1 pseudogene is annotated in these 1,098 nt (G+C 81.4%); it reads right to left on the bottom strand.

Features of this window, described 5'->3' with window-relative positions:
- Window positions 1-761, bottom strand: a pseudogene (locus NBZ85_RS31295) (hypothetical protein); the annotation flags it as partial.
- Between the last annotated feature and the right edge of the window lie 337 nt (window positions 762-1,098).

Below are 1,098 nucleotides of genomic sequence, written 5' to 3'. Positions count from 1 at the left end.
GCATAGGTCCGGGGCCGGGCCTGAGCCGGTGCCTGCCGGGCCTGGGCTGGCTGCGGCTGCTGGGCAGCGGTGGCTGTGCCGCTGGTTGCCGGCGGTGCTGCGGCCGCGGCGACGGGCACCGCGGGAAGGCGGCCGATGCGGGGGGCCGTGGCGCCGTCGGCCCGACCGGCGGCCTGGGCGGCCTGGGCCGGGCGGGGCTGCGCGGCGGGCCGCTCGGTCGGCATGAGGGGGGTGACGATGAGCCCCCGGGGCAGCTGAGTGTCCAGGCGCCCGGCGGGCGCCGGGGCGTGCCCGGCGCCGGTCGCGGACTGACGATCGGCCGGGGCGGACGGTGCGGCCGGAGCGCCTGCGCCCTCGGCGCGGCTGGCCGCGGCGAGCCGCAGCGTGTTCAGCGCGAAGTCCTCGGCGGCGAGATCCTCCTGCTGCTCGTACTCGGTCGGGGCGAGCGCCGCGTCCCCGCCGGGGCTGGTCGGGGTGGCGGGGGCCGCCCCGGCGGGGTCCGTGGAATCCGCCGGCGCGGAGGACGGGCGCGCCGCCGGGGCTCGGTCGGCGGACCGGCTCCCGGCCGAGCTGTCCCCAGAACGCGTCTCGTGCAGGGGGGCCTGCGCACCGGTGGTCACATCGTCGTTGGAAGCGCCCAGCCCCGCCGCGGTCGCCGCCGCAGCCACCGCGGCCGCCGCGGCCACCGCGAGCGCGGCGGCCGGGCGGACCCGAGGCCGGCGCCGGGGCTCCTCCACCGGGTCCGGCGAGGACGGTGGCAACCGCCGCACTCCCGCAGCGGCCGCCGGGCGTCCGGATGGGGCGGGCGCGTCGCTTGCCGCGGTGCCCCGGCCGGGCGGGGGGAGCACCGGCGACGGTGGCAGGGTCGGCAACGGTGGCAGCGTGAGGCTGATCTCCGACAGGCTGGCCAGGTCCGGTTGGCCGCCCCCGGGCGCGTTTCGGTGCCGCTCGGCGGAGCGGTTCCGGGCGCCCCCCTGGCTGCTCGCGCGGGCCGCGCTGTGTCGACCACCGCCGGCCTGCCGGCTCCCTCCGTCTCCGTCGCCGTCGCCGGGTCGGGACGGCGGCGTCGCGATCCGTGCGGGGCGCTCGGGTGTGGGG

This window comes from Frankia tisae (assembly GCF_025403405.1).
GTDB lineage: Bacteria > Actinomycetota > Actinomycetes > Frankiales > Frankiaceae > Frankia > Frankia tisai.
This window is presented reverse-complemented; position numbering and strand designations above follow the sequence as displayed.